Raw genomic sequence first — 23,153 nt, 5'->3', positions numbered from 1 at the left:
AACAAAAGCAAGCCTAAAAAAACCAATTTTTGCCAAATGGGCAAAATTTATTTGATTTTACTTAAATATCTGATAAAGAACAATAAAAATTATGATTGGACCATGTAAAAACCACTTTTGTGCTCGAAGATGGTTTTTAAACTTGCTTTAATCTCGAAAAAGATTCGTAATTAAGTCTCTGAAGCGACATTTTGCCACGGCTAAATTGTACGCTTTTTGAACAGGAGTAATACGTTAACGGAGGCACTCTTATGAGTTTGATAACAACAAAAGGCGCGAAAGCATCCCTTTTAGCCGCAACATTCACGTTAATGCCAGCCGCAGCAAATGCAGCTGACGCTTTAACACTGAAGGCTGATGATTACGTGGGGATTTCTTTCTGGCTCATCTCGATGGCATTGGTCGCAGCAACGGCCTTTTTCTTCATCGAAACAACCCGCGTGCAAGGGAAATGGAAGACATCACTGACAGTGTCAGGTCTTGTTACCCTCGTAGCAGCAGTGCATTACTTTTATATGCGTGACGTTTGGGTTGCAACCGGCGAAACACCGACAGTTTATCGTTACATCGATTGGCTGATTACTGTGCCGCTACTCATGGTTGAATTCTACCTAATCCTTCGGGCAGTCACAGCTGTGTCAGGCGGCATTTTCTGGCGCCTGATGATTGGCACACTGGTCATGCTTGTCGGCGGTTACGCTGGTGAGGTCGGCTACATCGGTGCATGGGCAGGCTTTATTATCGGCATGGTCGGTTGGGCGTACATTCTGTATGAAATCTTTGCAGGCGAAGCTAGCCGTGTTGCATCTGAAAAGGCATCTCCAGCGGTGCAGTCAGCTTTTTCAACTATGCGTTGGATTGTGTCTATTGGTTGGGCAATTTACCCAATCGGCTATTTCATGGGCTACCTCAACGGTGCCGTCAGCGATGAGTCGCTGAACGTGATCTACAACATAGCCGACGTCTGGAACAAGATCGCCTTTGGTGTGATTATCTGGAACGTCGCGGTTACTGAATCCGAATCAAAATAAACATTGAGGGAGCAGCCAGCAATTTGGCTGCTCCTCTTTCTTCCGACGACGCGATGATTTTACCGGAGGCAGTCAATGAATGAATTATGGGCATCACGAAACACTGCTTTCGAGAAAACAATCAGCGCGTCAACACCGCGCCCATCGGACACAGACATTATCCATAATCTAATTCTAAGCAGGCTTCCAACGCTTGATCAGCCGTTGGCAAAAGCCGCTGCCCATCACTTTAACAACCCTGGCAAAATGCTGCGCACCACAATGGCGATGCGCGGCGCTCATGTGCTGAATGTCAGCCTGCCCGCAGCGACACGCTGGGCAGCCGCCGTTGAAGTTCTGCATAATGCATCGCTAATCCATGACGATATTTGTGATGGCGACAAGCAACGCCGCGGCCATCAAGCCGTATGGACAAAATTTGGTAGAAATGTTGCGCTAACGCTTGGCGACTGGTTGATTGCGCTGTCATTCGAACTTGCCGCTGAAGCTGCTGAAATTACCAACACGCCGCGTTTGCTTCGCATCCTGGCAAAACATATGTCACGAACAACGGCTGGCGAAGCCATGGAATTTGAGTGGAATGGCAATCTCAGCTGGGACGCCTATCTTACCATTGCCGCTGACAAAACAGCGCCTTTATTAACCGCGCCGATTCAGGGCATTGCCGTTATGATTGGTGATTATCAAGCCGAGGCAATCATTAGCCGTTATTTCCGCGACCTTGGCGAGGCCTATCAGATCGCAAATGATATTTCGAATTATAACGGCAGTGACGGTGCCAAATTAATTGCTGGCGACCTTGCGCGTCGTGCGCCAAATGCCGTGACCCTGTCATTCATTGATGGGCTGACCAAAGATGAAAAAGCACGGTTCAACGACTGGTATCACAGCGGCGGCACCGACGATCTTGTATCATGGCAAGCGCATATTCTTAACTCTGACGCCATGAAGGCAGCATCAAACCGTATGTTTGCGACATTGGATCGCGCAACGCATCATGCCAGTGATCTGTCAGCCGAAATTTCCGAAGTGGTGACGCCAGTTCATGGCCTGATCATGCGAGCCTGCGCGACGGCAAGCAAAAATGGCGCGGCTTGACTTGAAAATAATGTCTGATCTGCTTTCCTTTTTTAGCCGGACCTGCATGTTTTGTTAGAGCCAAATGGCAAGGTGGTGGTCATTGGTGCTGGCTTTGGCGGAATCGCCTCGGCCTTGCGCATGCGTGCACGCGGCTATGATGTTACCTTGATTGACCGGTTGTCGGCCATTGGTGGGCGGGCGCAGGTGTTTGAACGTAGTGGCTTTCGCCATGATGCAGGGCCAACCGTCATCACCGCGCCATTTCTGTTTGACGAGCTGTTTGCGCTATTTGGGGAAAAGCGCGAAGATCATGTCGAATTTCGGGCGCTTGACCCATGGTACCGGTTTTATTTCCATACTGGCGAGCAATTTGATTATCGCCCATCAATTGAAGATACCAATGATGAAATCAGGCGATTTTCACCAGATGATGTTGCTGGCTATGCCAAATTGCTTGGCGCATCAAAGGCAATTTTCGAAATTGGCTTTGAAAAACTTGCCGACAAGCCTTTTTCCAGGTTCACTTCGATGCTGGCGCAGATTCCAAGCCTGTTAAAATTACAAAGCTATTTTTCAGTCGCCGGCATTGTGAATAAATATATCAAACACCCATTATTGCGGCAGGCTTTTTCGATACACCCTTTGCTGGTTGGGGGCAATCCTTTCAGCACGACATCAATCTATGCTCTGATCCATTATCTTGAACGACGCTGGGGGGTATTTTTTGCCATGGGCGGCACTGGCCGGCTTGTTGCCGAGCTGGATGCGCTAATGCGCCGTGTTGGGGTAAATATTGTTCTTAATACCGATATTACCAGCATTGATCTTATAGATGGCCGGGCGATTGGTGCCACAACCGCTGACGGCACGCATTTTGCCGCTGACAGGGTTATTTGCAATGGTGACCCACCAACCGTCTATAGCCAGATGTTGCCAGCGAAAAACGCTGGCCGGAAACGCCTGATGCCGGAATCAATGACCCAATATTCAATGGGCTTGTTTGTTTTGTTTTTCGGCACACGCAAAACCTATGACGACATCGCACATCACACAATCTGGATGGGGCCGCGTTACAAGGAATTGCTGGCAGATATTTTTGATCGCAAAATCTTGGCCGATGATTTCTCGCTTTATCTTCACCGCCCGACCGCGACCGATAAAAGCTTTGCCCCTGAAGGCTGTGACAGTTTTTATGTCTTATGTCCGGTTCCAAATCTACGCGCCGATATTGACTGGAACGTGACAGGGCCTGATTTGCAAAAACGCATCATCAGGGCATTATCCGAGACCAATTTGCCTGATCTGGAAAATGTGATTTCGGATCCTTTCTATATGACACCCGAAGATTTCAAGAATGATTACCGGTCAATGCATGGGGCTGGCTTTTCGATTGCGCCAATCTTCATGCAATCAGCATGGTTCCGGTTTCACAATCGTGACCCGCATATTCCCAATCTTTATTTTGCCGCCGCTGGTGCCCATCCGGGCGCCGGTATTCCGGGCGTTTTATGTTCGGCAAAGGTGGTCGAACATTTGGTTGCCGAAGATGAAGACAAACAGACCGTCGCCACAGCCCCTATTGTTGCGCTATGATTGTGATCTAATCATTTCAGAAATTGGTAGATCATGGTGACCATAGCCCATAGCGAGACAATGACAGCCGATAAAGCGCTTGCAGTCTATGGGAAAAGCTTTCATTGGGCGCGGCGCTTTCTAGGCCAGCATATGGGCATGAGGGCAGAACAGCTTTATCAATTCTGCCGCGTTCTTGATGATATGGCTGATGGTGATATTCAACATGGCCCAAAACGGCTTGGCCGTATCCGCAAAGATCTTTTGACCGCCGACACAGCCAGTGACCCACTTTTTACCAATTTCCAGCCATTTTTGACCAAACAGAAGTTTCCGACAAAGGTTATTATGGCGCTGATTGACGGGTTATTGAGTGACCAGAAACCGGTTCGTATCAAATCCGAAGCCGAATTGCTGTCCTATGCGTATCATGTTGCCGGCACCGTTGGGATTTTGATGTGTAATGTCCTTGATTGTGATGATGAGCAAGCGCTGGGTCATGCCATTGACCTTGGCATTGCCATGCAGCTTACCAATATCGCCCGCGATGTTTTGGAAGATGCTGGCATGGGGCGGCGCTATCTTCCGGCAAGCTGGGTTGGCGATCTTGCCCCTGAACAGATTGTGGCGCTGGCAAAAATACCTGGTGACGATGCCGCATTGCCAGTCACAAATGCCGTTTCGCGCCTTTTGACCTTAGCCGATGATTATTACAAAAGCGGCATCGCCGGGTTATCCTATTTGCCATTGCGGGCGCATATATCGATTGCCGTTGCCGCGCTTGTCTATCGGCAAATTGGCGTCCAGCTTGCACAGCAAAACTATCCTTGGCATGGCGGCCGCCAGACCACCAGCATCAGCACCAAAATAAGATGCAGCTTGCGCGCCTTTGGCACATTGCGTCTTCGGTTTCAAAAAGCCGCACCGCATGAGTCAAATTTGCATGATGCGATAAGAGGTTTGCCGCATGTCAGATAAGGCATCAAATAACATGGCTAAACAAATGGCCGTTGATTGTCTTGGGGCAGGCTGCGCCAGCTTATCACTTGCCGCCAGAGCATCTGAGTTTACCAATCATCATTTCACCATTATCGACCCCGAAATGCATAAGGCTGATGATCACATCTGGGGTTTTTGGGCGATGCCGTGGTTGCGTGACGCCAGTGATGGCGCGCGCAAACAATGGCTTCAATGGCGCATTATTAGCCCCGACCGCATGATCGAAAGATCATCACAAAATCACCCCTACTCAGCAATTCACCGCTATGAATGGTTGGAAAAATGCCGCCAAAAGGCGCTTGCGGCAGGGGTGAATTTTCAGCCAGAACCAGCCCCAAAACAGGCGTTGCAAATATTAGACAGCCGTCCACCATCAATGAAAGATGGGGTGATGCTTCAGCATTTTTCCGGCTATGAAATCACCGCCGACCATGATGTTTTTGACAGCACAACAGCAATTTTGATGGATTTTCGCTGCGACCAGAGTCGCGGCATGCATTTTATTTATTGCCTTCCCTTCAGCGCGCGCAACGCGCTTGTTGAATCAACCTTATTTTCGCCTGAACTCGCTCCCGAACCTTTTTATGATTCTGCCATCAAACGTTATTTAAAAGGGATCATTGGCATTGATGACTATCAAATAATCCGCCGCGAAAAAGGCGTTATCCCGATGGCAACCCTGCCGCCACGTGACCCGAATTTGACCGGCATTGGGGCAAATGGCGGCGCCATCCGGCCGTCAAGCGGCTATGCTTTTAGCTTTATCCAAAAGCAAATTGATCAGATCATTATCAGCGCAAAACCGGGCCAGCCTTTAACCGTCAAAACACCGCATAGCCGGTTTGAATTATTCATGGACGGTCTCTTTCTGCGCGTTATCCGCCATCACCCAGAACTGGCGCCACAGATTTTTACCGCGATGGCAGACCGGCTTACAGGTGATGAGTTTGCCCTTTTCCTTAGTGGCGAGGCAGGGCCGCGCTTATGGACAAAACTGGTTCTTGCCATGCCAAAATGGCCATTTCTTCGCGCGCTTTTTCAAAGTGACAAGGCAGGAAAATCATGATTGAAGGGCTGGTCTTACTCGATATGGCAAGCGTGATTGCCTTGTTGTTTGTGGTTTTGATCGGCCTTCCCCATGGTGCCTTTGACGGCGCGATTGCCAATCATCTTGGTGCCGGACGGTCACTTGCTGAAGCGGCAAAATTCATTATCAGCTATTGCGCCGCAGCCGGTCTTGTTATAGTGATTTGGATCATGTTTCCCGCGGTCACTTTGACGCTTTTCCTGATCATTTCGATGATCCATTTTGGCCGGGGCGATGCGTCGGCACAATCGAGGCCGATTTTTATGATGCAGGTTCTACTTCACGGCGGTTTACCGATTTTTGGCATTATCTATTTCCAGCAATCAAGCGTCGTCCCGCTATTTGATGCCCTGACAAATGGCGATTCAAATCTGCCAATTTTGACGAGCAATATCATGGTTCCGGTGATGGGGTTGATGGCTGGTGTTTATAGCTTGATGGCATTCCGTGATGCATCACTTCGCGCCCGATTTGCCGAGTTCGTTTTGCTTGCTGTGGTTTTTGCGTTCTTGCCACCGCTGGTCAGCTTTGCATTGTATTTTTGTATCATCCATACTGGCAGGCATATGCGCCGCATCTGGCATGTGCTAGCCTCTTCATCATCACCAGAGGGTCTTTACAAGCAGGCGGCAGGCTTCACCTTGGCAAGTTGGCTTGTTGGCGGCGTGGCCTTGGTATGGCTTGAGACCGGCAATCTGGACGCGGCTTTGCTGCAAGTTGTTTTTATCGGTCTTGCCGCGTTGACTGTGCCGCATATGATTCTTGTTGATGGATTTTTTGCAAAAAAACAAGGGCGCCAAACAGAATGACATCGGATAGAGAGCAGATTTTGACAGGCCAGAAAACAGCCGCCGCCTCGCGCAAAGATGCGCATATTGATCTGGCGCTTGATCCAGCCACAAAATCAGCCAGCGATAATGGATTTGACCGGCTGCGTTTCGAACATTGTGCTCTGCCTGAAATCGCGCTTTCAGCGATTGACCTGTCAGTTGAATTCTTGGGCAAGCAACTTGCAGCGCCAATGATGATTGGCGCAATGACCGGCGGTACGATGCGTGCCGAAGCTATTAATCGCGCCCTTGCCGCGGTGGCGCAAGAACATAAAATTGCCTTTGCCGTTGGCTCGCAACGCGCCGCGCTTGAACTTGGCAAAACCGCATCTGATCTTCGCGCCATCGCCCCAGATATTCCGATCATCGGTAATTTGGGCGGCATTCAATTGGCACGATCTGATGGGATTGATTTGGCCAAAGCCGCCATTGACGATTTGCAGGCCAATGCCATTGCAATCCATCTAAACCCACTTCAAGAGGCGGTTCAGCCCGAGGGCGAGCATGATTGGCGCGGCGTGCGTGATGCCATTGCGGCGCTTGTAAAAGCCGATATGGCACCGGTTATTGTCAAGGAAGTTGGGGCTGGCATTTCGGCCAGCCTTGCAAGCGATCTTTTTGCCTGCGGCGTTGCGGCGGTTGATGTTGCCGGATTTGGCGGCACCAATTGGGCGCGGATCGAAGCGGCACGGCGTGATGATGATATTACGCCTTTTGCGCCATTTCTGGATTGGGGTATTCCTACGCTTGATTGCCTTATGGCAGTTACGAAATCGCGCCCCAAGAGGTTGCGGCAGGCGCAGTTGATCATTGCATCCGGCGGGCTTCGGCACGGTCTTGATGCGATGCGCGCCTATTGGCTTGGTGCGGATATGACATCACTTGCCGGACCAATGTTAAAGCGGCTTCTTGATGATGATAAAACACCATCACTCGATCAGCTTGGGCAATTCGCTGCCCAGTTAAAACAGCAAATGGCATTGACCCTGTTTTTGACTGGCGCGCCAAATCTTGCCGAATTTCGCCGCAAACCAGCATGGCTTGATGGTCAGGCTTTGTAAGACACCAATGGCGCAATCCCCCCTTTTCCCCTTTCCCGCAAAAAGACCGATCCAATGACCAAAACAAAATCCCTCAATTGCGTTGCCATTTTAATGCCTGGTGATATGGGGCATGGATGCGCCACCGTTTTCCGTCAGCATGGAATGCGCGTGATTAGCTGCCTGAACGGGCGAAGCCAGCGCACCCGCGCCCTTGCCGAAAAAGCCGGCCTTGAAGATATGCAAACGCTTGGCGATGTCATGCAAACGGCCGATCTTATCCTGTCGATCCTGCCGCCCGAATATGCAGTGCAGCAAGCACAAGAAGCCGCCGCAGCGATGAAAGCTGCCAAGGCCTATCCCGATTATGTCGATTGTAACGCGATATCGCCTGCCACCGCCAAAAAGGTGGCTTCGGCCTTTGATGATATGCCGGTCGATTTCATTGATGGCGGCCTGATCGGGCTGAATCCGGTAAAGGAAAATCAAGGGACGCGGCTTTATGTCAGCGGCAAGACAACCACGCTTGTTCGCCAGTTTGATGGACGCGGCTTGGTGGTTCGTGATCTTGGCAGCGAAATTGGCCGCGCTTCGGCAATGAAAATGGTTTACGCCAGCAGCACCAAAGGTGCATTTTCACTTTTTGCCGCGGTCGCAGTGATGGCCGAACTAGCCGGCTTGCGCGACGAAATCTTCGCCGAACTTGCGGCAAGCCAGCCGCATACAATGGCAACAATCGAACGGATGGCACCGCGCATTCCGCTTGATGCCAAACGCTGGATTTTTGAAATGGAAGAAATTGCCAGCACCTATGACGCCTATGGCATGACCGCGCATTTCCATCAGGGCGCCGCCGATATTATGAAACTTGCCAATAAGACACCGCTGGCAAGCGAGACCCGCGAAACGGCGCAAGATAATCGTGCGCTTGCCGATGTTCTACAACTCTATGTTGATGCGTTGCGGGCAGAAGGTTAACACCGGCTTTGGCGTCACGCCTTAGACCTGACTGGATTCATCTCCATAAACCGGCCAAACAAAACCGGCCAATTTGCGTTTTGCGCCTTGACCCGCTGGTGGTTGTCTTATTAATTAGACCGGCTGGTAACAGGATATGAGATAGGTGAATGACAGGTGCAATTTGGGCCTTGACCTATGAGATTTCAAAAGAAGATCGCGAAACCTATCTCGACTGGTTTCACCAAATCCATATTCCGGAAAAGCTGGCCCGACCCGGATATAGCTGGGCCGCCCATTTCGAAGGTAGCGCCACCACGCCAAAAACCCATAGCTATATTGCGTTATTTGGCGGCATTTCAACCCGCATATTCCTTGACCCCAGTCCAGCGCAGCTGAAGACAAAACAAGATGATTTAACCCGTGAAATGATGGCGCAGCGGCGCAATCCCTTTCAAACGATTCTCGTGCATGAATGGAGCGATAGAAGTACGCCAAGCACAAGCAATGATCATGCGATGGCATTGGAGCCCATCAATTCTGACCGGCTTGATTTTCTGGTGATTAACGCAGTGGAACAGGGCGAAGCAATTGGCGCATGGATAGTACAGAATTTGCTGCCAAAGCTGCGAAGTGACAACCCGGATGCCGCTCACAATGACGCCATTACGCATAAATTTTTTAGCGTCACTGGACCACCGGCGCACATCCTATTTCATGAAACAAATCAATCCGGATTCACCGACGATATCATCGATTTCGATTTGGAAGCAGAAATCTTAAGTGACGGTATCAAAAAAGCATCCGTTCGCCATCAATCTGGCAAAAAGATATGGCCCGTTTGATTGAGGCTTTTGGGTTGCAGGTGTTGCCTTTATCAAGTCTCAAGGCCCACGATAACCATAAAAGAGCTCTAAATAAGACACAAATTGGCTAGCATTATGTCAGTCATGATTTTTCCCTTTTGCCAGCAGCGCAGCAATAGCTTGGGCTAAGTTAAAATTACCCATCAAATTGGGTGAGTAAAAATTTTATCTACTAAATTATTATAATTTAGAGTTAATCACTAAAATTTATGGAAAAAAAAGTACTTTTTGATGAGAAAATGACATTCAAATAATATAAAGTTGAAGTAGTTATCAGGTTAGTAAACTTATGGCCTGACACTGGTCTATTGACTAAACAGTTTAAAGTTCAAAAATTGTAAAATGAAGTTTGGGGGGGATGACCAATGTGTGAAATTTTTGCTAGTCAGCCGCAAGATTCTTATGAGCCAATTACGCGTAATATCCGCCTTAATGGACAAAGCACATCAATTAGGCTGGAGAGGTCGTTTTGGGCAATCATAGACGCTATGGCGGAAGAAGAAGGCGTGTCGACCCCCACGTTCTTGTCGACGCTTCATTCAGAAGTTATTGAAATACACGGTGAAGCAAAAAATTTCACGTCATTATTACGATGCTCCTGTGTTAAAAAAATGCAGCTTATCACATTGAATCCAAGTTCAAATTTGTTTGTACGATCAGCTGAAACAAACGAACAATTGAAAAATTTTTTCCCATAAAATGCCTTTGTAGTAATGTGATACTACCACGCAGCAAATTCCTCTCCCTAAGATTTTACCAGCCAGAAGGTTATAAAAATCAGGAGGGAAGAGTTGGCTAAAGCGATACATTCGATGATCCGCGTTCTTAATGAGGCCAAATCAGTGGCCTTTTACGAGGCGGCGTTCAATCTCACAGTTGCCGATAGATTAGATTTTGAGAGCTTCACGCTGGTCTATATGAGCAACCCTGAGACTGAATTTGAATTAGAACTCACCATCAATAAAGGCCGAACAGAAGCCTATGAACTGGGTGATGGATATGGCCATTTGGCTGTCAGCGTAGATGATATCGACGTTGAACATGCGCGTTTTGAAGCAGCAGGACTTAAGCCAAGAAAGCTCGTTGAATTTGAGCAGAATGGAGTGCTTTTGGCAAAATTTTTCTTCGTTCAAGACCCAGATGGTTACGAGATCGAAGTGCTTCAAAGACATGGACGCTTCAAATAGGAAAATAGGGAACAAGGGAGGAAATAATGAGTTACGTCAAATCACTCACAAGACGAGATTTGCTTAAGACGAGTGTCGCCGCTGGCTCACTGCTAATCATTGGTGGTGGCTTTGTGGCCGCATCAAACGCAGCTTGGGCACTGGAAGTCACGCATCTGAAGTCAAGCACAATGGCAACCCTCATCCAAATGGCGCGAGATATATATCCTCACGACAACATTGCAGATGAGTTTTATGCCGCCGCTGTAAAAGGGTATGACACGGCCGAGTCGAAAGGGCCAGTTGAGGAAGGTATAGCAGCCTTGAATGCCGCCGCCAAAGGTCGGGGGCATGCAAGCTATCTTGCCGCTGGCTGGGAACGCGATCGCGTTGATATTCTTCGCTCAATGGAATCCAGCCCGTTTTTCCAGCAAATTCGCGGCGGATTAATCACCGGCCTATACAATCAAAAAGCAGTTTGGCCTGTGTTTGGATATGAGGGTGAGAGCTTTAGTAAAGGCGGTTACATCGATCGCGGCTTTAACGATATTAAGTGGGTATAGGGGGGGTAATATGTCTGTATCTTTCGATAAAAAGGACGGTAATGTCGTCGTTGTAATCGGCACTGGACCTGGTGGTGGCGTATTAGCCAGTGAATTGGCCCAAAAGGGCGTCAAGGTCGTGGCTTTAGAGGCTGGTGGCCGTCATGGCCCTGAAGATTTCGTCAATGATGAATGGGCGAGTTTCGGCCAGATTTCGTGGCTGGATAGTCGCTCAACTTCTGGAAGCTGGCGCGTTGCAAAAGATTTCTCCGGTTTGCCTGCGTGGATCGTTAAAGGTGTTGGCGGCTCAAGCCAGCATTGGGCGGGTGCATCGCTGCGGTTTCAAGAGCATGAATGGAAAACCCAGACTGTCTACGGCAATGTAACAGGTGCTAGCCTGCTTGATTGGCCAATTGATGCTAAAACCATGGATCCCTATTATACAAAGGCCGAGGAAAAGCTTCGCGTCACGCGCACGGGTGGCCGTAAAGGGCTTCCGGGTAACAATAACTATAAAGTGTTTGAGGCTGGCGCTAAAAAACTCGGTTATAAAGATGTTCATACCGGACGTATGGCAATCAACTCAAAAGACTATGATGATTTTGTTGCGTGTCAGCAAACAGGTTTCTGTTTCCAAGGGTGTAAATGGGGGGCAAAATGGTCAGCAGGCTATAATGAGATTCCTGTTGGTGAAGCCACTGGAAACCTTGAGGTCCGGATCAATTCGCAAGCGTTGAAGATTGAACATGACGCATCTGGTAAGGTTACGGGCGTTATTTATGCCGATGCTGATGGGAAACAGCATGTTCAAAAAGCGCGGATTGTTTGTGTTGCTGGCAACTCAATCGAAAGCCCTCGCTTGCTGTTGAACTCGGCGTCATCAATGTTCCCTGATGGATTAGCCAATTCTTCTGGCCAGGTTGGCCGAAACTATATGCGTCACATGACGGGGTCTGTTTATGCGACCTTCGACAAGCCAGTTAAAATGTGGCGGGGTACCACTATGGCAGGCATCATCCAAGACGAAGCTCGGCACGACCCATCTCGCGGGTTTGTTGGCGGCTATGAACTGGAAACATTGTCGCTTGGTATTCCGTTTATGGCGGCGTTCCTCGATCCTGGCGCTTGGGGACGCGAGTTCACGTCAGCTCTTGATCAATATGAGAACATGGCGGGGATGTGGATTGTTGGTGAAGACATGCCGCAAGAAACAAACCGGGTTTCGTTAAATTACGATGTTAAGGATCAGTTTGGCTTGCCAACCCCTAATGTCCATTTTGACGATCATCCAAACGATATCGCAATGCGTAACCATGCCTATAAGCAGGGTGCCGCAGTCTATGATGCCGTGGGTGCGGTCAGAACATTTCCAACACCGCCATACCCGTCTACACATAACCTTGGTACTAACAGAATGTCTGCTAAGGCGCGTGATGGGGTTGTCAATAAATGGGGGCAAACGCACGATATCAAGAATTTGTTCGTATCGGATGGTAGCCAGTTTACTACGGGAGCCGCAGAAAATCCGACACTAACAATTGTCGCGCTTGCAATTCGTCAGGCGGAGCGGATTGCGTCTGAAATGTCTAAAGGCAATATCTGATTAAATTGAAATTTGAGAGAAGCGTCGCATTTTATGCGGCGCTTTTTTGTTCAATATATTTGGCACTTTGCGCTAACAGCCCGTGAGCTGTGTGGGAAGACAGCAGCAAAATAAAAATTCCCATCTAAAAATGAAATATAGAACCGGTCATAATCGGCCTGCCAATCAGTCAGTTTCTCAAATCGCGAGATCTTGAATGCGTTGGTTCCACCAGTAAATCCATTGATGCCGAACGCCACCATATCTTTTGATACGGTCATTCTAAATGTTTCATTTTTTGACTTGGTGATTTTGTGTCGTTCCGTCTGCAGAATCTGCGTCGTCTCACAATAGATTGGCGTTTTGGCCTGACCGGTTGAAATGGCCGATACAAATAGACCTGTCGCCAGAAATAATGTTGATATGGACTTGCACATAACCGCCTCGATCAGTTGAGTATCATTACTCAAAACAACACCAGCAGACAACGGTAACATCATCTGGGGCATATGACGACATTGCCAACTCCCAACGGCTGTCACTTGCGATAGGATGTTTCATAGCGTGATGATGTTTCATAATACTCATCAAAGCCGATCCGGTGTCGCAGTTCGGAGAAATCCATCAGACCAGCATTTTGCCGTGTGTCAGTTTTGATGTGATCAAGCGCTAATTTCATCGCCTGCATGGATGCGGCCAATAGGGTTAATGGATAGACCGCCATCTGATAGCCGATCTCTTCAAGTGCGCCCATCGGCAAATCAGGTGTCAGGCCGCCCTCAACAATATTGGCCAATTTGCATCCCGGTACCTCGCGGCAAAGTGTGCGCATTTCATCAATTGATTTTGGCGCTTCAATAAAAATAATTTCGGCGCCCAGCTCGTGATACCGCTGCCCACGGTAGATGGCCTCGCTTAACCCATGCGTGTGATTGGCATCGGTACGCCCCATGATGACGATATCAGTATCCTCGCGGCTGGCATCAACTGCCGCCTGAATTCGGTCAAAGGCTTCCTCGCGACCGACAACATCTTTGCCCGGCGTATGCCCACAGCGTTTTGGCGATAGCTGATCTTCGATCAGCACGCCAGCACATCCAACTCTGGCAAAGCCGCTGACCGTGCGATAGACGTTCATCGCATTACCATAGCCAGTATCGCCATCAACAATAACCGGAATTGTTGCCGCTTCGGTGACGTTGCGGGCTTGGTCCAGCACTTCGCCATAAGACATTAGCCCGAGATCAGGCGCACCAAGACGCGAGGCTGATGCAGCAAAGCCGGACATGAAGCTAAGGTCAAAGCCTTCCTGCTCAATCATCTTGGCCGACAAACCGTCAAAGCAGCTTGGCATTGGCAGAAACTTTCCCAAAGCAATTTTTTGGCGTAGGGTCTCTGCCATCTTGTTCATGTTTTTAGGTGCCATCGCGTTGCACATCCCTTATCAGATATTACAGTTTGAATGGTATGTAGAGCGCCAAATCCGGCCAGATATACATCACGAAAACGGTGAAAAGCATCAGCGCCAAAAATGGTAATACACCCTTGGCAACATCGCCAAGGGGCGCTCCCGAAACCGATTGTATAACATAGAGATTAAGCCCGACAGGCGGCGTAATCAGCGCGCATTCAACCATGATCACCATAAAGATACCAAACCAGATCGGGTCAATGCCCATATTCATAGCCGCCGGCAATAATACCGGCACCATGATAAGCACCATCGAGAGGGTTTCAAAAACCAGCCCCATCGCAATGAGCACAATACAGACCACAAGAATAAACATGGCTTTGCTGTCGATCAGCAATTGAATCGCCATCGAGATTTCCTGCGGAATACGGTAAAGGGTGATAGCCTTTCCAAAAATCTTGGCGCCCGCAATAATAATCAGAATCGCGGCGGTGGTAACCATCGCCTCAAAAACCGCTTTTTTGAAATTAGCAAATGACAATGAGCGCAAAATCCCAACCGTTAGGATTAGCGCTAACGCAAAGCCAACGGCGGCGGCCTCCGTCGGAGTGAATACTCCTGTGTAAATGCCCCCAAGAATCAATGATGCCAGCCCGATTGTTGGGGCAACCTTGATCATGCTTTGGCGACGCACTTGCCAGCTCGCCGGCGCGCTTGGCGTGTAGCCACCAAAGAAATGCGCGTAGATAATCGAAAACAAGATGAATAATCCGATCAAAAATATGCCTGGCCCGATCCCTGCAAGGAATAATGCGATCACGCTTTCTTCAGTGATAAAACCATATACAATCATCGGCAGGCTTGGCGGTATCAAAATGCCCAAAGTACCGCCAGCGGCAAGCAACCCATAAACAAATTTCTTGTTATAGCCGCGCTCGATCATCTCTGGAATTGCGACAACGCCAATCGTTGCGGCGGTGGCCACAGACACTCCCGAAATAGCAGCAAAAATACCGCAGGATACGATGGTTGCAATTGCTAGACCACCTGGCCAGTGCCCAACCCACGCCTGAACGGCAGAATAGAGGTCTTTGCCGCAACCACCATAGAGTAAAATATTACTCATCAAGAGGAAAAGTGGTACAGCCAGAAGAATGAACCCGTCCAGTGTAGACAGGATTGCTTGGGGTGCCATAAGCGGTGAGAACCCGCCGGTTACCAGAAGTCCAAGTCCGAGGCTGCCAAGTGAGAAAGCGACCGGTAGGCTAGCAAGCAGCAAACCAAACATTAAACCAAGAATAATGGCGAGTTTCATTCGTGCCCTCCCGTGGGAATAGGGAGCCCGTCAATCAATTTTTTAATTTCAATGATGGCTTGAACAGCAAGACAAAAAAAGAATAAAGGAACGGGTAATTCAGCTATCCAGATAGGTAAATCCATTAGGCTGCCAGTGGTCCGGCCGCGTTCAAATGAGTCATAAAAAATATCCCAACCATAAATCGTCACATAAACACAAAAAGCAATCAAAACGCACATGGTTATGACCGCGGTAATACGCTGTGCAATGTCGGGTAGCTTTGCGGTGATCGCATTGATCTGGATGTTGCGCCGATAGCGTAAAATCCAAGGCATTGCGAGTAATGTACCATAGATCAGGCATAACTGACTGAATTCAGCCGCCCATTTAGTTGGCGATAGGAAGAAATAGCGCGCGATAACCTCAAAGCTTAACATCAGCCCTGACAACACAAATAGCCATGCTGCAATCCATGCAAACAAGGTCATTAGGCGCTCAAAATTTAAGATATATGACGTCATTAGAAAATCCATAAAAAGAGACTTGACCCATAAAAAGGCCCGGGCCGGCATCAAAGCCGGCCCCAAGCTGGTTATGGTTTTACAGTTTTGACGCAGCGTCCAAAAGCTGTGCGCCCAACGGGCCAGCCTTAGCCTTATACTGCTCATAAACCGATGAAGATGCTGCTTTAAACGCTTTGATGTCAGCATCAGACGGGGTCACAACCTTCATGCCATTTTCCTTGGCAACTTTATAGGCATCTGCTTCAATCTCAGCGATGTAGTTGCGAACATGCGCTTCGGCAACACCAGCGGCATCACCAATAATTTTACGTTGGCCATCAGTTAACTTGTTCCACCACTTCGAATTTACCACAACGATAAATTCGATGTCGGCATGGTTAGTAATGGTGATGGTATCCATCACTTCATAGAGTTTGCGTGACTTAACGCCGGAAACCCCAGTCATGCCAGCGTCAACGGTACCGCGCTGATAAGCAAGGTATTGCTCCGATCCGGAAACCAATGTTGCAGCCCCGCCCGTTGCTTCGACAAATTGGCCAAGTGTCTTTCCAAAAACTCGCACTTTTTTGCCTTTCATGTCATCAGGGTTTGCAATTGGCCCACCTTTTGACAGCATAATCGCACCACCATAGGCCTGCCACCAAAGAACAGTTGAGCCAGTCCCCTCGATAGCCTTATCGATTGGCCCACGAATAGCGGATCCCTTGGCCACTGCCTTACGGACTTTTTCCTCAGAATTGAATAAAAATGGTTGATAGAAAATATCAACTGCTGGCACGTCACCAACATAGCGTGTTAGAGAGGCGACTCCGGCCTCGATTGCACCCGATCCAACGGCCGCTGGCACTTCCTTGTCCTTATATAACTGCGCTGAGTCGTAAATCTGAACTTCAATATTACCATTTGATTTTGCTTCAACCTCCTTTTTAAAAAGCTGAAGATTCTGTCCTAAATGGCTTTTCATCGGCAGTTGCAATGAAATCCGCATGGTTACGTCAGCGGCAAACGCCGATGCAGACATCAAAAGGGCCACTGACCCCACAGCCAATGTGGTTAGCAACTTATTCATTTTAATACTCCCTCGTTTTTCAACCTTTGTGCAGATAAGCCTACATTAGTTCACTCAAATAGAAACATCTAAACACCAGATAGGTTAATGAAATCATCAATTCCAACTTTTCTGAAAACTCTGGCAAATTTCACGGGCGTTTTTAGCACCGCTTAAATAACAATCGTACGGGCAGTCTGTGATTTAACTCGGCGCAGAGGGATTGATGACTCGATTGATGCCACCCCCTCAGTTCGTGTCAACTCACCAAGCAAGAATTTTTCATAATCCTCAATATTTTGCGTAACCACACGAAGCAGGTAGTCATAACTGCCTGTCATCAGCCAACAGTCGACTACCTCAGGCATGGTGCTAATCCTGCGTTCAAACTTTGCAAGGTTATCGTCAATCTGTTTTTCAAGCCGAACTGAAACAAACACTGAAAAGCTAAAACCCAAGCGCGTTTCATCAATGAGTGCCGTATAACCAGTGATAATCTTGTTATCTTCTAGCTTTTTCACACGGCGTGCCACAGGCGTTTGGCTTAGATTAACACGCTCACTCAACTCATTGATTGACATACGTCCATCAAGCGTCAAGTGGTGAATAATACGACAGTCAAAATCATCAATCATTTTTACTACTTATGTTATAATTTTTAGCGATAATCACTATAAATATTTAATTTAACCATTAATATAGGCAATATTTCTATCTAAATCTAGATTAATATCCTCCCATATTTTGACATGGGAGCGTAGTGATGAAATACCACATAGATTTTGCAAGGTTGCGACAAGTTGAGGCACGGCTTTTGTGGCTCTCCCACTGGATGATCCACCATGCAAATCACCTACGGCAAAATGACGATGACATCAAAGTTGGAGGGCACCAAGCAAGCAGCGCATCAATGGTGTCTATCCTGACAGCCTTATATTTTGCAGCTCTAAGGCCTGAAGACCGAGTTGCAGTAAAGCCGCATGCCTCACCAATATTTCATGCCATGCAATATTTAATGGGCAATCTCAATCTCGAGTTATTGAAGAATTTTCGCGGATATGGAGGAGCGCAATCATACCCATCCCGCACCAAAGATGCTGACGACGTAGATTTTTCCACTGGCTCGGTTGGGCTTGGGGTTGCGATGACTAGTTTTGCCTCACTTATTCAGGACTATGTGAGTACCAAACAATGGGGCAGCAATGTAAAACTTGGCAGAATGGTTGCGTTGATGGGTGACGCAGAGCTTGATGAAGGTAATATCTATGAATGCCTTCAAGAAGGTTGGAAACATAACCTCCGCAATACCTGGTGGGTCATTGATTACAATCGTCAATCCCTGGATGGCATCATTCATGAAGGCTTGTGGGAACATGCTGAAAAGATATTTACGGCCTATGGCTGGGATGTAATCCGGCTTAAATATGGTGTCTTGCAGCGGGCAGCCTTTGATGAGCCTGGTGGCAAAAAACTAAAAGATTGGATTGACGACTGTCCCAATCAGGATTACGCGGCACTGACCTATATGGGGGGTAAAGTTTGGCGGGAACGCCTGCTTAATGATCTTGGTGATCAAGGTGATTTTACTGAATTTCTTGATCGACATAGCGATGATGAACTTGGATGCTTAATGGAGAATCTGGGGGGGAATTGCGTCGAAACAATGGCGAAAGAGTTTGCCGAGATTAATCATAACCGACCAGTGTGTTTCTTAGCATATACAGTCAAGGGATGGGGGACGCCAATAGCAGGTCACAAAGACAACCATGGTGGTCTAATGACCCTTAACCAGATGCAGAAATGGCAATCCAGTATGGGCATTCGCGAAGGCCACGAATGGGATCGGCTCGAAGCTGTTGCTGATAAAGCTAGCTTTCAAAGATGGTTGGGCCAGGTGCCCTTTTTCCAATCTAGAAATCGTCGCTTTGATGATGCCATATTTAGAGTCCCTTCGCTGGCACTTGATAAATCTAAATCAGCTTCGACGCAGGCATCTTTTGGTAAAATTTTGGATACAATTGCTCGTGGCGATGACGAGATTGCAGAACGAATTGTCACCTTAAGCCCCGATGTCTCCGGCACAACTAGCCTTGGCTCTTGGATCAATCGCAAAAAGTTGTTTTCACGCCAACCAATCCGAGATGCCTTTAAAGATGCGAAAATCCCATCAACAGCCAAATGGGAGTTTGATTCCAGTGGTCAGCATATTGAATTGGGCATAGCCGAAATGAACCTATTTCTGGCACTCGCAGCAGCTGGTTTATCATCATCACTATTTGGTAAAAGGCTTTTGCCAATCGGCACGGTTTACGACCCATTTGTTTGCCGTGGACTAGATGCCTTAAATTATGCGTGTTATCAGGACGCCCGATTTATGATTATAGGCACGCCGTCAGGAGTTACTCTTGCGCCAGAGGGCGGAGCACATCAATCAATTGTTACCCCACTGATTGGCATGGGTCAGGACGGGTTGGCCAGTTTTGAGCCAGCTTTTACCGATGAATTATCGGTTATTATGGAATGGGGATTTTCACATATGCAGTTGGATGACGGCGGCTCCGTTTATTTACGCCTGTCAACAAAACCGGTTGAACAGCCTCAACGCGAGATGACTCCAGAATTGGCCGCGGATATCATCAAAGGTGCATATTGGCTTCGAAAACCCGGCCCAAATTGTGAATTAGTAATCGCCTATCAGGGAGTCATTGCACAAGAGGCTATTCTTGCGGCGGGCCATCTTGGCGAATTTCGTCGAGATATTGGTGTTCTTGCTATAACATCAGCGGACCGTATATACGCCGAGTTCAAAATACAAAGTCACAACCTAAACAAGACTTCTCATATTGAAACTCTTTTAGCTGATGTCCCAAATTACGCAAAGATGCTAACTGTAATTGACGGACACCCGGCAACGTTAACATGGCTTGGCGGGGTTAGAGGCAATCCAACCATAAGCCACGGGGTTGATCGCTTTGGTCAAACAGGTCAAATAAACGATCTTTACCAACATTTTGCGATTGATCATGAGTCATTAGTGCGTTCAGCCTTACAACAAGCCCCAAGACATCAAAATCCCAGGCAAATGAGCTTTGCGCAACATAACGCTGCTTGAAAAAGGAGGGGCTTACTCTAAGCGGGTGTTAAAGTTGCAAAAACACAATCCGGATGCCGCCAAAACCGCCGCCGCTACGCATAAGTTGATAAGCGTTACCGGCGCACCGGCGCATGTCCTGTTTTATGAAACAAACCAAACCGGATTGGCCAATGATGCCACCGCCAGCCGTTTTGACGTGCCCACAACAATCTTACAAGCGCCAATGCTAGCTGTTATGCCCGAGGCAGCATTGCTTTGCTACAGGTCGGGCAAACGCATATGGCCTATCTGATCAACCTTTGAAAATCACCAAGACCGGCTTTGTCACGTCACCGTTTTTATCCCCACACGGCCAGCGGCTTGACAATATCTGATCAAGCGGTGAACAGAAGAAATCCACGAGCGAGTTGTTGAGTTAGCGAGCGAAATGACTATTGCTCTAAGTAAACCAACGGATTAACTTGAAAACTTGAGTTCCTTGCAATTTCCTGCAATTCGGGAAGTTCAGTTTGAGTTGCGAGACTCCAGCCTGGGCTTCCGACTATTGCAACCGCAGAGCGAGATTCATAATAATACGCCTTCAAGTTTTTGAGTGTTTCATTGCCGCTATACTCTCGAACGCCATCCGATAATTTCGAACCAAAAATACCACCAAATTTCCGACGCGTTTTTTTGCTGGCGTAATGGAATCGGTAAAAGGAGAAGTTAGACAACAAATCAGTTGAGTCTTCATTAATTTTTTCTTCAATCAAGAATTGAACAACTAACTCAGACGCTCTAACCAACTCTTCGAGTGCAACTTCTTCAAATACTTCAGTCAAACCGGAAGCAAACTTCCGGCAAGGTTGGGCTAGGTCAACCCCATACAAGATAAAATCGCTGACCGTTTGAGCAACAACACAATCATAAACCCATACCGGACAATATTTTTTGAAGAACACCATTTCAACCCCCTAACTAAAGGTTTTAGTACAATAAGTGAAATTCAACACTTAAATATGCGCTTTTTCGGACATGCACGCTCATAATAAGCGGTCTTTAAGTTGCCTTCACCTTAGTTGGGGTATTTAGTTGCCGCAATTTATTAACTTAGGCAACTAAAGTGGGTTGGATATGAAATCACTTGAACTAAAAAAGCAACTGGTAACGGTGGTTGTCCTCACCATACTAGGCTTGAGTGGTTGTTCAGGCTCCAAAATGAAGAGTGCAACCTCGTCGACTAGTGAAAACATATCGCAAACCAGCCAATCAGAAGCATCAATTGCGTCAAAACCCGCTGAGGACGATCTGTCTCCACTCTCCTTGCTGACATACTTTGAGTTGGACAGTGCTCGGTTAAGCGCCGAAACGACTGTGGCCTTAGACAGCGCAGTCGATATACTCGTGAGGAGCCCCTCTGCCCTTGTTGTGATAAGTGGACATGCTGATGAAAGAGGAACGCGCGAATACAACCTGGCGCTTGGACATCTAAGGGCATCTGCCGTTGCTGATTATATGGTTGCCAAAGGAGTAGACGGCTCAAGAATTAAAAAAGTCTCCTATGGTAAGGAGAAGCCATTGCTCAAAGGCTCAAACGAAGAAGCATGGTCAAAAAACAGGAGGGTTGAAATAAATGGCGGGTAATCTAGTGACTTTTGACCATTTGCAACAAAATGAACCAGATCAGCTTAGAGCAAACAGGTCTGACCACACAGAAAATCAATTTTGCAAAGGTGCGGTTGTTTACAGAAAAGATACCGGGATGGCTTTTGAAGTTTGCAAAATGTCTCTTGCAAACGGTATTGAACATTTTAATTTACTATGCAGGGAAACCGGCTCTAGCGTCTATTTATCAAAGTTTGCGCTCGAAAAAGATTATAGCAACAATGACGCGACATCTGAAAAGGGTGGCCTGAGAATAGTCAGGCGATTAAGCAAACTTTTGGCTAAATAGGTATCTTCAGCCACTATTTACCTACCCTTTGCCTATGCTTTTGCTTGCGTAATTGATGCAACAATGTTTGGATTTTCATTTAAACACAGGGGTTTCTTGTGAGTGAAGAAGATCTAAAGACATCGTTCGGCGCAATTTGGTGGCGTTTTCTCGAATTTGAAATTACGCGTAGCAGAATGATGACTGAGGTTACAGGCAACATGTCATCTGCTCTCATTCTCCAAGTGGTGGCATATCACAATCTGACCTTAGTTCAATCTGATGTGGAGAGTGACGCTTACAATGAAATCCGGTCCGCATGGGAACTAGCTAATGGAACAGCAGGTCATGATTTGCCTCAAAAACTCTCCTTTGCTGCCATTTCAGACATGACGCGCATCGATAAAGAGACCACAAGGCGCGTCGTGAAAAAACTAGAAGAGCAGGGATGGGTCACTGTCGATAAAAAAAACGGAATTAGTTACAGCCCGTCAAAGGTAAATCAGGAAAAATTGTTGATATTGAATGAGTGGGAAGTTACTCATCTTGGCCGTCTGCTAAAACGCTTAGATGATGCAAAGCGCTCGGGCTAACCTTTTGCATCCATAAAAGCTAAAACACCTACTCCGTTTCCTTTTGCCAAAATGGCAACGCCTTTGCACCATCAGTTGCGATAGGATGACTCATAGCGTGACGATGCCGTATAATATTCATCAAAGCCAATCCTGTTCCGCGGTTCAGAAAAACCCATCAGGACAGCATCTTGCCGGGAGTCGGTTTTGATATGATCAAGTTCTAACTTCATCGCCTCAATTGATGCGGCTAAAAGGGTCAATTGATAGACCGCCATCTCACATCCAGTCTCCTCAAGTTCACTCATCGGCAAATCAGGGGTTAGACCGCCCTCGACGATGTTGGCCAATTTGCACCACAGCTACAATTAGCAAAAAATCCGACCCAATTTCTACCGTAAGTAATGGTTGCAGCTACACCGTTGCCCAACTAATCGTCAGTGACAAACGACATGTCAAGATAATGCAGCATCTTACTTCTCTACAAAAGATTCTGCGTAAATTGTGGGTACAAGAAATTAGATAACATACTAACTATCTGAT

At 47.6% G+C, this 23,153-nt stretch carries 26 protein-coding genes; 18 read left to right on the top strand and 8 right to left on the bottom strand.

Going from position 1 to position 23,153, the window contains the following annotated elements; all coding sequences use genetic code 11:
- Positions 1 to 311: 311 nt before the first annotated feature.
- The 13 genes from ABXT40_RS01910 (at position 312) to ABXT40_RS01850 (ending at position 12,773) form a co-directional block, all read left to right on the top strand.
- On the top strand, positions 312 to 1,031 hold the full coding sequence (locus tag ABXT40_RS01910) for a bacteriorhodopsin-like (RefSeq protein WP_443646946.1): 720 nt from the start codon (positions 312 to 314) through the stop codon (positions 1,029 to 1,031).
- Between the two features lie 75 nt (positions 1,032 to 1,106).
- Complete coding sequence (locus ABXT40_RS01905) at positions 1,107 to 2,129, top strand: polyprenyl synthetase family protein (RefSeq protein WP_443646153.1); 1,023 nt, start codon at positions 1,107 to 1,109, stop codon at positions 2,127 to 2,129.
- A 51-nt stretch (positions 2,130 to 2,180) separates the two neighbouring features.
- Positions 2,181 to 3,704: a phytoene desaturase family protein gene (gene crtI / locus ABXT40_RS01900; RefSeq protein WP_443646152.1), complete on the top strand. Its 1,524-nt coding sequence runs from the start codon at positions 2,181 to 2,183 to the stop codon at positions 3,702 to 3,704.
- A 60-nt stretch (positions 3,705 to 3,764) separates the two neighbouring features.
- Complete coding sequence (locus ABXT40_RS01895) at positions 3,765 to 4,661, top strand: phytoene/squalene synthase family protein (protein WP_443646151.1); 897 nt, start codon at positions 3,765 to 3,767, stop codon at positions 4,659 to 4,661.
- Between the two features lie 13 nt (positions 4,662 to 4,674).
- On the top strand, positions 4,675 to 5,748 hold the full coding sequence (locus tag ABXT40_RS01890) for a lycopene cyclase family protein (protein ID WP_443646150.1): 1,074 nt from the start codon (positions 4,675 to 4,677) through the stop codon (positions 5,746 to 5,748).
- Positions 5,745 to 6,578 carry a Brp/Blh family beta-carotene 15,15'-dioxygenase gene (locus ABXT40_RS01885; protein ID WP_443646149.1) on the top strand — a complete coding sequence of 278 codons (834 nt, stop codon included), beginning with the start codon at positions 5,745 to 5,747 and terminating at the stop codon, positions 6,576 to 6,578. Before ABXT40_RS01890 ends, ABXT40_RS01885 begins: the two co-directional genes overlap by 4 nt.
- Positions 6,575 to 7,660, top strand: coding sequence for a type 2 isopentenyl-diphosphate Delta-isomerase (fni, locus tag ABXT40_RS01880; RefSeq protein WP_443646148.1), 1,086 nt, complete (start codon positions 6,575 to 6,577; stop codon positions 7,658 to 7,660). Before ABXT40_RS01885 ends, fni begins: the two co-directional genes overlap by 4 nt.
- Before the next feature lie 54 nt (positions 7,661 to 7,714).
- A complete protein-coding gene (locus tag ABXT40_RS01875) occupies positions 7,715 to 8,617 on the top strand; it encodes a DUF1932 domain-containing protein (protein ID WP_443646147.1) in 903 nt (300 codons plus the stop codon).
- A 149-nt stretch (positions 8,618 to 8,766) separates the two neighbouring features.
- Positions 8,767 to 9,441, top strand: coding sequence for a hypothetical protein (locus tag ABXT40_RS01870; protein ID WP_443646146.1), 675 nt, complete (start codon positions 8,767 to 8,769; stop codon positions 9,439 to 9,441).
- Between the two features lie 386 nt (positions 9,442 to 9,827).
- On the top strand, positions 9,828 to 10,160 hold the full coding sequence (locus tag ABXT40_RS01865; protein WP_443646145.1) for a ribbon-helix-helix domain-containing protein: 333 nt from the start codon (positions 9,828 to 9,830) through the stop codon (positions 10,158 to 10,160).
- A gap of 93 nt (positions 10,161 to 10,253) precedes the next feature.
- Positions 10,254 to 10,649 carry a VOC family protein gene (locus ABXT40_RS01860; protein WP_443646144.1) on the top strand — a complete coding sequence of 132 codons (396 nt, stop codon included), beginning with the start codon at positions 10,254 to 10,256 and terminating at the stop codon, positions 10,647 to 10,649.
- Positions 10,650 to 10,675: 26 nt separating this feature from the next.
- Positions 10,676 to 11,191: a twin-arginine translocation signal domain-containing protein gene (locus tag ABXT40_RS01855; protein ID WP_443646143.1), complete on the top strand. Its 516-nt coding sequence runs from the start codon at positions 10,676 to 10,678 to the stop codon at positions 11,189 to 11,191.
- 10 nt (positions 11,192 to 11,201) lie between these two features.
- On the top strand, positions 11,202 to 12,773 hold the full coding sequence (locus ABXT40_RS01850) for a GMC family oxidoreductase (protein ID WP_443646142.1): 1,572 nt from the start codon (positions 11,202 to 11,204) through the stop codon (positions 12,771 to 12,773).
- Positions 12,774 to 12,823: 50 nt separating this feature from the next.
- Here ABXT40_RS01850 and ABXT40_RS01845 read toward each other — a convergent pair whose 3' ends face one another.
- From ABXT40_RS01845 to ABXT40_RS01820, 6 genes are all read right to left on the bottom strand, one after another.
- The gene (locus ABXT40_RS01845) at positions 12,824 to 13,261 is read right to left on the bottom strand and encodes a hypothetical protein (protein WP_443646141.1); all 438 of its coding nucleotides are present in this window, start codon (positions 13,259 to 13,261) and stop codon (positions 12,824 to 12,826) included.
- 29 nt (positions 13,262 to 13,290) lie between these two features.
- Entirely contained in the window at positions 13,291 to 14,163 is an 873-nt protein-coding gene (locus tag ABXT40_RS01840; protein WP_443646140.1) for an isocitrate lyase/PEP mutase family protein, read from the bottom strand.
- Positions 14,164 to 14,203: 40 nt separating this feature from the next.
- Positions 14,204 to 15,478: a TRAP transporter large permease gene (locus tag ABXT40_RS01835; RefSeq protein WP_443646139.1), complete on the bottom strand. Its 1,275-nt coding sequence runs from the start codon at positions 15,476 to 15,478 to the stop codon at positions 14,204 to 14,206.
- Positions 15,475 to 16,032: a TRAP transporter small permease gene (locus ABXT40_RS01830; protein WP_443646138.1), complete on the bottom strand. Its 558-nt coding sequence runs from the start codon at positions 16,030 to 16,032 to the stop codon at positions 15,475 to 15,477. Before ABXT40_RS01830 ends, ABXT40_RS01835 begins: the two co-directional genes overlap by 4 nt.
- Positions 16,033 to 16,060: 28 nt before the next feature.
- Positions 16,061 to 17,053, bottom strand: coding sequence for a TRAP transporter substrate-binding protein (locus ABXT40_RS01825; RefSeq protein ID WP_443646137.1), 993 nt, complete (start codon positions 17,051 to 17,053; stop codon positions 16,061 to 16,063).
- A 152-nt stretch (positions 17,054 to 17,205) separates the two neighbouring features.
- The gene (locus ABXT40_RS01820) at positions 17,206 to 17,667 is read right to left on the bottom strand and encodes an Lrp/AsnC family transcriptional regulator (protein ID WP_443646136.1); all 462 of its coding nucleotides are present in this window, start codon (positions 17,665 to 17,667) and stop codon (positions 17,206 to 17,208) included.
- Positions 17,668 to 17,795: 128 nt separating this feature from the next.
- On the opposite strand from ABXT40_RS01820, the gene ABXT40_RS01815 reads away from it, so the two are divergent.
- Together ABXT40_RS01815 and ABXT40_RS01810 are read left to right on the top strand one after the other, a co-directional pair.
- Positions 17,796 to 20,144 carry a transketolase gene (locus tag ABXT40_RS01815; RefSeq protein ID WP_443646135.1) on the top strand — a complete coding sequence of 783 codons (2,349 nt, stop codon included), beginning with the start codon at positions 17,796 to 17,798 and terminating at the stop codon, positions 20,142 to 20,144.
- Positions 20,145 to 20,178: 34 nt separating this feature from the next.
- Positions 20,179 to 20,418 (top strand): hypothetical protein, encoded by a 240-nt coding sequence (locus ABXT40_RS01810; RefSeq protein WP_443646134.1) that lies wholly within the window; start codon positions 20,179 to 20,181, stop codon positions 20,416 to 20,418.
- Positions 20,419 to 20,557: 139 nt separating this feature from the next.
- Here the strand turns inward: ABXT40_RS01810 and ABXT40_RS01805 are convergent, their stop codons facing one another.
- On the bottom strand, positions 20,558 to 21,070 hold the full coding sequence (locus ABXT40_RS01805) for a hypothetical protein (protein ID WP_443646133.1): 513 nt from the start codon (positions 21,068 to 21,070) through the stop codon (positions 20,558 to 20,560).
- A gap of 169 nt (positions 21,071 to 21,239) precedes the next feature.
- Here ABXT40_RS01805 and ABXT40_RS01800 point away from each other — a divergent pair, with 169 nt between their 5' ends.
- The 3 genes from ABXT40_RS01800 to ABXT40_RS01790 all read left to right on the top strand — a co-directional run bounded on the left by ABXT40_RS01800 (position 21,240) and on the right by ABXT40_RS01790 (position 22,631).
- Positions 21,240 to 21,749 carry an OmpA family protein gene (locus ABXT40_RS01800; protein WP_443646132.1) on the top strand — a complete coding sequence of 170 codons (510 nt, stop codon included), beginning with the start codon at positions 21,240 to 21,242 and terminating at the stop codon, positions 21,747 to 21,749.
- Positions 21,739 to 22,059: a hypothetical protein gene (locus ABXT40_RS01795; RefSeq protein ID WP_443646131.1), complete on the top strand. Its 321-nt coding sequence runs from the start codon at positions 21,739 to 21,741 to the stop codon at positions 22,057 to 22,059. Before ABXT40_RS01800 ends, ABXT40_RS01795 begins: the two co-directional genes overlap by 11 nt.
- A 98-nt stretch (positions 22,060 to 22,157) precedes the next feature.
- Positions 22,158 to 22,631: a hypothetical protein gene (locus tag ABXT40_RS01790; protein ID WP_443646130.1), complete on the top strand. Its 474-nt coding sequence runs from the start codon at positions 22,158 to 22,160 to the stop codon at positions 22,629 to 22,631.
- Positions 22,632 to 22,702: 71 nt separating this feature from the next.
- Here the strand turns inward: ABXT40_RS01790 and ABXT40_RS01785 are convergent, their stop codons facing one another.
- Positions 22,703 to 22,918: a hypothetical protein gene (locus ABXT40_RS01785; RefSeq protein WP_443646129.1), complete on the bottom strand. Its 216-nt coding sequence runs from the start codon at positions 22,916 to 22,918 to the stop codon at positions 22,703 to 22,705.
- Positions 22,919 to 23,153 lie beyond the last annotated feature (235 nt).

Origin of the sequence: Candidatus Ponderosibacter sp. Uisw_141_02 (assembly GCF_048087665.1) — a bacterium.
Classification (GTDB): Bacteria; Pseudomonadota; Alphaproteobacteria; order Puniceispirillales; family Puniceispirillaceae; genus UBA3439.
This window is presented reverse-complemented; position numbering and strand designations above follow the sequence as displayed.